This is a genomic window from Noviherbaspirillum sp., from assembly GCF_036846085.1.
Lineage (GTDB): Bacteria > Pseudomonadota > Gammaproteobacteria > Burkholderiales > Burkholderiaceae_D > Noviherbaspirillum.
In genome coordinates this window covers 1-6732 of sequence record NZ_DAIUCO010000272.1, presented here as the reverse complement: position 1 = coordinate 6732, position 6732 = coordinate 1, and the positions used below count along the sequence as shown (strand labels likewise).

Here is a 6732-nt window from a genome sequence, read left to right as displayed (position 1 = left end):
CGCCCGCCATTGCTGTCATCGCCGTAATCTGCGGCCAGCAGCAATTCCAGGTCGACCCGTCGATGTCGACCGGCAGCTTTCAGCTTCGTGGCAGCAAGATGACGCTGCGGCTGGCGCTGTGGCATGAAGGCGACCTGATCAACCTGCTGGGCGACCTGAAACAAAGCAGCTTTTATGTGCCGGTCGACTGCAAGCTGGTGCGCACGGGCCTGGCATCGGATACGTTTCCACCCTCCGCGCTGGAAGCGGAATGCCAGTTGTACTGGTTGACCCTCGGTGCGCAGGCGGCGACCGGCGCCGAACTTGGCACGCCTCCGCCGCAATAAGGAACCGATATGCGCACCTTCGCCTTCCTGCTTGCCGCCTCCATTGCCGCCCATGCGACGCTGGCGTGCGGCGCCGAGCCCGAAGTCCTCGGCCGGCTGTTCTACAGCCCGGCCGAGCGCGCCGCGCTGGACAAGCTGCGCAGGGACGGACCGCCGGCGCCGTCCGAGCCGGACCGGAAACCTGCCGCGCAACCGGAGGATGCACTGCTTACCGTCAACGGCATCGTCAAGGCCAGCAGCGGCCGGTCGACCACATGGATCAATGAAGTACCGCAGGACGGCAGGACGCGATCGCAGGGTGTGCTTGTTGCCGGGGAGCGCAGCGGCCAGGCTGCTGTCACGCTGGAACTGGAGTCGGGAAAGCGGGTCCGGGTGAAGCCCGGGCAAACGGTGGACCGGGCGACGGGCGTGGTGCGGGACGGGCAGTAAGACCTGACGGCTGCATGCGGACTTCACTGGAATAAAAGTACATACAAAGGACAAGCGACAAACAACGGATGCTCTATTGACCGGACAGCCCGCCCGCACAACGATTGCCATCGATCCGTGCAGGCGTAATATACGCAGTTACTTCACACCAATATTTCCTATGCCCGCCGACCGTCGCGTTCATTGTTCGAGATCCGGATTCACGCTGATCGAAATGGCCATCGTGGTGCTCCTCGTCAGCATCATGATGACGCTCGGTGTCGCCACGCTATCCGCGCAGCTGGAAAGCTCCGCCGTTGCGTCGACGAAAAAAAGGCAGGAAGCCGTCAGGGATGCGCTGGTTGCCTATCTCGCGAAAAACCGCCGCCTGCCCTGCCCGGACAATCCGGCGGCGAATGCGCCAAATGTGGCGTTCGACGGCATCGAGGACCGGGCCGGCGCATCAGTCGCCGGACCGCCCCCGACCCCCAATACCGCCACTGCCTGCTCCAGTGCCTTCGGGGTGCTGCCGTATGCCACGCTCGGCATCTCGCGCGAACTTGCGCAGGACGGCTGGAGCAACCTCTTCAGCTACCAGGTGTCGACCACCCCGTATAACTGGACGCTGAACGCCAGCTTCAACGCCGGCAGCCAGGGCGGCATCACCGTCAACACCCGGAACGCGGCAGGTAACCTGACGGCATTCACCGCCAATGCCGTCGTCGTACTGGCATCGCATGGCAAGACCGGCCTCGGCGCCTATACCGTCGGCGGCACCCGCAACACGCTGCCGGCCGGCGCGGACGAAGTCGAGAACAGCAACGGTAACGTCACGTACGTCAGCCGCGACTTCAGCAACAGCGAGACGGCAAGCGGCGGCACCTTCGATGACATTCTCCTGGTCCTGCAGCCAACCGACCTGACCGGCCCGGCACTGCAGACCAGGGCGTTGCGATCCTTCGAGGAACAGGCGGCGATCGCCGCGCGGGATATCGAGGAGATCAAGAATGCCCTGATCGGTTATGCAATTAACAACAGCCGCTTGCCGAATGCCGACAGCGACGGCACCGGCAAGCCCGGCTGCCCGAACGGGGCCAATGCCAATGACGGCGTGGCCGACAACAATTGCGAGATCGGCAACGTGCCCTGGGTGACGCTCAGCGTGCCCGCCAACGATCCCTGGGCGGTGACGGCGCCGCCGGCCGCCGCGGCGATTCCGAACCGCTACAAGTACCGGGTGACGAAGAACCTGACCAACACGCCGAACAAGAATGCCTTCCGTGCCCAGGACGGCGACATCACTGTCAGGAACGAGTCCGGCGCCCTTCTCGTGAACGACGCGCCGTTCGTCGTATATTCGCTTGGCCGCAACAACACCGCATTTTTCAATAATTCCGCAGGCGTCGGCGCGGCCTGCACCACCGTGGCGACCGCCGCACCCGCAACGCCGGTCGCACCGGCCTGCCTCGGCACCAACGAAGTAGCCAACCTCGCGGCCACCGGCAGCTTCGTCAAGGCGCCCCTGACGGTGCCGCCGTTCACCGATCCGCGCCTCGGCTATGACGACCTTGTCGACTACGTCGGCAAAGGCACCATCGATGCCAAACTTCCCTGATCCGAGAGCCATGGCATGAACGCATCCAGCATCCCTGTCACGCGCCGGCATGCAGGCATCACCCTGATCGAGACGGCGCTCGTCCTTGTCGTGATCGGGCTGCTGCTCGGCGCCGTGCTGCAAGGCCGGTCATTGGTCCGTGGCATGCAAACGAAGGATGTGATCGCCATGGCCAAGGACCTGTCGTCCGCCGCCCACGCGTTCCGCGACCGGTATCACTACCTGCCGGGCGATTGGCCATTGAAGGCCAACGAGATTCCCAATGTCGATGCGGGCGGCAACGGTAACGGCATCATCGATCTGCCGGCGCCGTCCGGCAGCAATCCCTCCCCGGTCTCCGAAACCATCTCGGCACCGCTGCACCTGTTGCATGCCGGTTTCATCCGCGGGGACGGCCGGCTGAACAGCCGGTTCGGCACTGTGCGCATCGTCGGCAATTCCGCCGCGGCCGGCTCGGTGATCGCCGCCGGGGACAGTCCGATCCCGGCCACCATCCGCAACCTGATCGAATTCGATAACCTGCCCTGCGATATCCTGTCGGAGGTGGATTTGAAACTGGATGACGGAAGAATCAGCAGCGGCAATTCGCGCGCGTCGGCGGGCTTCTGCGTCAATGAAGATATCGTCGCGGCGTTTGCGACGCCGTTGTAGGCGTCTGCAACCTGCCAGCCAATACCAGAACAGCGCTTAACCATTTTTTGTACACCAATCCATGCTGCACCAAATCCACACCATCGCCCGCTACACCCTGCTCGAAGCCTTGCGCAACCGGCTGGTCTGGCTGTTCTTCGCCGTCGCCATCGCCGGCATCGGCCTCAGCGGCTTCCTGAACGAACTGGCGATCGCCGAAAGCCGCCAGGTGCAGGTCGCCATCCTCGCCGCCTTCGCCCGCTTCGCGTCGGTCTTTCTGCTCGCCACCTTCATCGTCACCAGCATGATCCGCGAATTCAACGACAAAGGCCTGGAACTGATTCTCGCGCTGCCCCTGCCGCGCGCCGGCTACTACTTCGGGAAGCTGGCCGGCTTCGGCCTGCTGGCGCTGCTGCCCGCGCTGCTGTTCGGCGGCCTGATGCTGTTCTTCGCTCCCGGCATGCAGGCGGCGCTGTGGACCGTGTCGCTCCTGTGCGAACTGTGGCTCATCGCCGCCTTCAGCCTGCTATGCGTGATCACCTTTAACCAGGTCATGACCGCACTGAGCGCCGTGATGGCGTTCTACCTGATGGCGCGGTCCGTGGCCGCACTGCAATTGATCGGCCATGCATCGAGCGGCGGCGCATCCCAGACTGTCATCAACATGGTGATGGACACCGTCGGCATGCTGTTGCCGCACCTGGACCAATTCACCCGGACCGAATGGCTGGTGTATCACACCGGCGCCTGGAGCGACGTTCCCGGCCTGCTCGCCCAGACCGCCATCTTCCTGAGCCTCGCGGGGGGCGCGGCGCTGTTCGACCTCTACCGCAGGAACATCTAGCATGCGCGAACGCCCCGTCTCCTGCGTCCCGAAGGCGGCACTCGCGCTGCTCGGCACCGGCCTGGCGCTGCAGATCGGCTGGCATGTTGCAATGCCTGAACCGCAAGCCGCCGCGCAAGCGCTGCCGCAGCCGCCCACCGCCACGACGCTGCGGCTGGCGAGTGTCGGCGAACCGATCGGCCTGGGCAAGCTTCTCATGCTGTACATACAGGCATTCGACAACCAGCCCGGCATCAGCCTGCCCTTTCGCCAGCTCGACTACGCCGTACTGGAAACCTGGCTGGAGCGTGTCGTTGACCTCGATCCCCGTGGCCAGTACCCGCTGCTGGCAGCCAGCCGGCTGTATGCGGAGGTGGCCGACGACGCACGGAAGCGCCGCATGCTGGAGTTCGTGCACCGGCGTTTTGCAGAAGACCCGGATCGCCGGTGGCCGGCATTGGCCCACGCCACCATCGTCGCCAAGCACCAGTTGAAGGATTTGCCGCTGGCGCTGCGCTATGCGCGTGCGATCCGCGAGAAGGCGACCGGCGGTAATGTGCCGAACTGGGCCAGGCAGATGGAAATCTTCATCCTGGAAGACATGAACGAGATCGACAGCGCGAAGATCCTGATTGGCGGCCTGCTGCAAAGCGGTCAGATCACCGATCCGCACGAGCTGCGCTTTCTCGACGAGCGGCTGAAGGCGATGCGGAAGAAGCCGACCGAACAGGCGGCGCCCCGATGACCGGCGCTAGCATCTTGCTGGTGGAAGACGACCCGGCCCTGCGCATGATGCTGCGCGGTACGCTGGAGCTGCATGACTTCCGGGTGCATGAGGCCGATTGCCGCGAGCATGCACTGCGCCAGCTGCATGCCGACGCCGGCATCCGCATCGTGATCCTCGATCTCGGACTGCCGCCGCATGCCCACGAGATCATCGAGGGCATCGCCACGCTGCGGGCGATCGACGCCGAGATCATGACGGTCAAGACCATCGTGCTGACGGGACAGGACCAGGAAGCGGCCGCGCTGGAAGCCATCCGCGAAGGCGCATTCGATTTTCTTGCCAAGCCGGCATCGGCGGACGCCATCCTGCGGGCGGTGCAGCGCGCCGTACTGTTCCTGCAGAAGGAAGGCGAATTGCAGCGCGAGGGCATCACCCGGATCGCGGTTAATGCGCAAGTCGGCGAGGGTCTCAAAGGCCTGCGCGACGACGCCGAGGAAAGACTGGTGCGCCAGATACTGAAGGAAACCGGCTTTAATGTGTATCAGAGCGCCAAGCGTCTCGGCGTCAAGCGCGAAAACATCTATTACTTCATGAAGAAGTTCGGCATCGAGCGCGATGATTGAGCAGATCCAGCTCTACCTGCTGCTGACCGGCGCCACCATCGGTGCCGTGCTGGCGGTGCTGTGGTATCAGGCGCGCAATGCCAGCCGCATCAGCCTTGCCCTGATCCGGCTCAACGAACAGCACCGCTTCGACACGCCGGCCCTGCTGCGCAACGCCTGGCCGCTGCTGTCGCAGGCCGGGCTGGCGGGCATTGCCTGGCGGCTCGACTGGTTCGGCGTCGTGATCGAGGAACAGGCCGGAACAACAAAGGGCGTGTGCATTGAGCACCGTATCGATGTCGCCGAGACCAGTTTGTCGATCGCGCTATACCAGCCGGTCCGTCGCGGCGAACGCCGCTATTTCGGCGAGAACCTCATTGCCACCTTCCTGCTGCTGCTGCGCACCGACATGCTGATCAAGGCCAATGCGACCGATACCACCTTCGCCCAGATGTCGAAGCTCAACCTGTTCCTCCAGCACGACATGAAGAACATCGCGCAATTCATCCAGCTCATGGCCGACCAGCTCGCCTCGGTCCCGCCGGGCAAGGAACAGCAGGTGTTCGACTACCTGCGCACCGCGGCGCCGATGATGCGCAACCGGGCCGACCGGATCGTCGGGACGCTGACCGCCGGACGGCTGTCGGACGCACCGTCCCGCACCGTCGACCTGGAGGAAGAAATCCGCACCCTGTGCGCGCTGTACCGCCTGGATTGCACGATCGACGGCTCCGCGCGGCTGCGGGTGCCGGAGAATACGCTGGATACCGCGCTCGACAACATTTTCAAGAATTACAGCGATTTGGCGGAGCGCGAACGGCAAGGCAGGCCGGAAATCAGGGTTGCGATTACTGGCAATGGCAACGGCGGCACGGACATTACCATCGAAGCCGTTGACGCGTCGCCAGTGGAGCACATGGAAAGGCTGTTCGAGCCGTTTTGGAGCAGCCACCCGGCCGGGCTGGGTATCGGGCTGTACCAGGCGAAACAACGGCTGGCGGCGTGCAATGCGTCGCTGCATGCCCAGCGCACCAAACAAGGCGGCCTGAAGTTTCACGTCGCCCTGTCGGCGTCTAATATGGCCCCGCGGCATTGTTTCCACATGTAAATTAAATAGACATCTTGCGTGCCTGTTGCGTTGTGGTAAGTTTTGCTCCGTAGCAACAATACCGTACACAACATCCCCAGGGAGAAAACATGAAACAAATGACAAGAAGCCAGTCCGGCTTCACGCTGGTCGAGATCGCCATCGTGCTGGTCATCATCGGCCTGCTGCTGGGCGGCGTGCTGAAGGGCCAGGAAATGATCGAGAACAGCCGGATCAAGTCGGTGGTGAACGACATGAACGGCATTTCCGCTGCGTACAATTCGTATTACGACCGTTATCGTGCTATCCCGGGCGACGAGTCAGCACCTACCATGACAGCACGAGGCTGGGCTGGCACTGCTGGCGGAAACGGTGACGGCGCACTGGTCATCACGGCTGCACAAACTTTTACTAACGGCGGAGAGCAGGCTGCATTCTGGCGCGCGCTGCGCGCTTCCGGCATGACTGCGGGCGATCCGAATGCACCAGCAACTGCCGCTGGCCTGCCACGTGC

8 protein-coding genes and 1 pseudogene are annotated in these 6732 nt (G+C 63.6%); all 9 read left to right on the top strand.

The genetic code is table 11. From position 1 onward, the window contains the following. Positions 1-326 (top strand): annotated as a pseudogene (locus V7080_RS22130) (hypothetical protein); the annotation flags it as partial. Positions 327-335: 9 nt separating this feature from the next. Continuing rightward, complete coding sequence (locus V7080_RS22125; RefSeq protein ID WP_334190550.1) at positions 336-755, top strand: hypothetical protein; 420 nt, start codon at positions 336-338, stop codon at positions 753-755. 160 nt (positions 756-915) lie between these two features. Next, on the top strand, positions 916-2349 hold the full coding sequence (locus V7080_RS22120) for a type II secretion system protein (RefSeq protein ID WP_334190549.1): 1434 nt from the start codon (positions 916-918) through the stop codon (positions 2347-2349). A 15-nt stretch (positions 2350-2364) separates the two neighbouring features. Further along, positions 2365-3000: a hypothetical protein gene (locus tag V7080_RS22115; protein WP_334190548.1), complete on the top strand. Its 636-nt coding sequence runs from the start codon at positions 2365-2367 to the stop codon at positions 2998-3000. A 61-nt stretch (positions 3001-3061) separates the two neighbouring features. Continuing rightward, positions 3062-3823: an ABC transporter permease gene (locus V7080_RS22110; RefSeq protein WP_334190547.1), complete on the top strand. Its 762-nt coding sequence runs from the start codon at positions 3062-3064 to the stop codon at positions 3821-3823. A gap of 1 nt (position 3824) precedes the next feature. Next, the gene (locus V7080_RS22105) at positions 3825-4547 is read left to right on the top strand and encodes a hypothetical protein (protein ID WP_334190546.1); all 723 of its coding nucleotides are present in this window, start codon (positions 3825-3827) and stop codon (positions 4545-4547) included. Further along, positions 4544-5152, top strand: coding sequence for a response regulator (locus tag V7080_RS22100; protein WP_334190545.1), 609 nt, complete (start codon positions 4544-4546; stop codon positions 5150-5152). The genes V7080_RS22105 and V7080_RS22100 overlap by 4 nt, the downstream gene beginning before the upstream one ends. Next, positions 5145-6239 (top strand): sensor histidine kinase, encoded by a 1095-nt coding sequence (locus V7080_RS22095; protein ID WP_334190544.1) that lies wholly within the window; start codon positions 5145-5147, stop codon positions 6237-6239. The genes V7080_RS22100 and V7080_RS22095 overlap by 8 nt, the downstream gene beginning before the upstream one ends. An 89-nt stretch (positions 6240-6328) precedes the next feature. Next, on the top strand, positions 6329-6732 hold a 404-nt coding region (locus V7080_RS22090), incomplete at its 3' end, for a prepilin-type N-terminal cleavage/methylation domain-containing protein (RefSeq protein ID WP_334190543.1).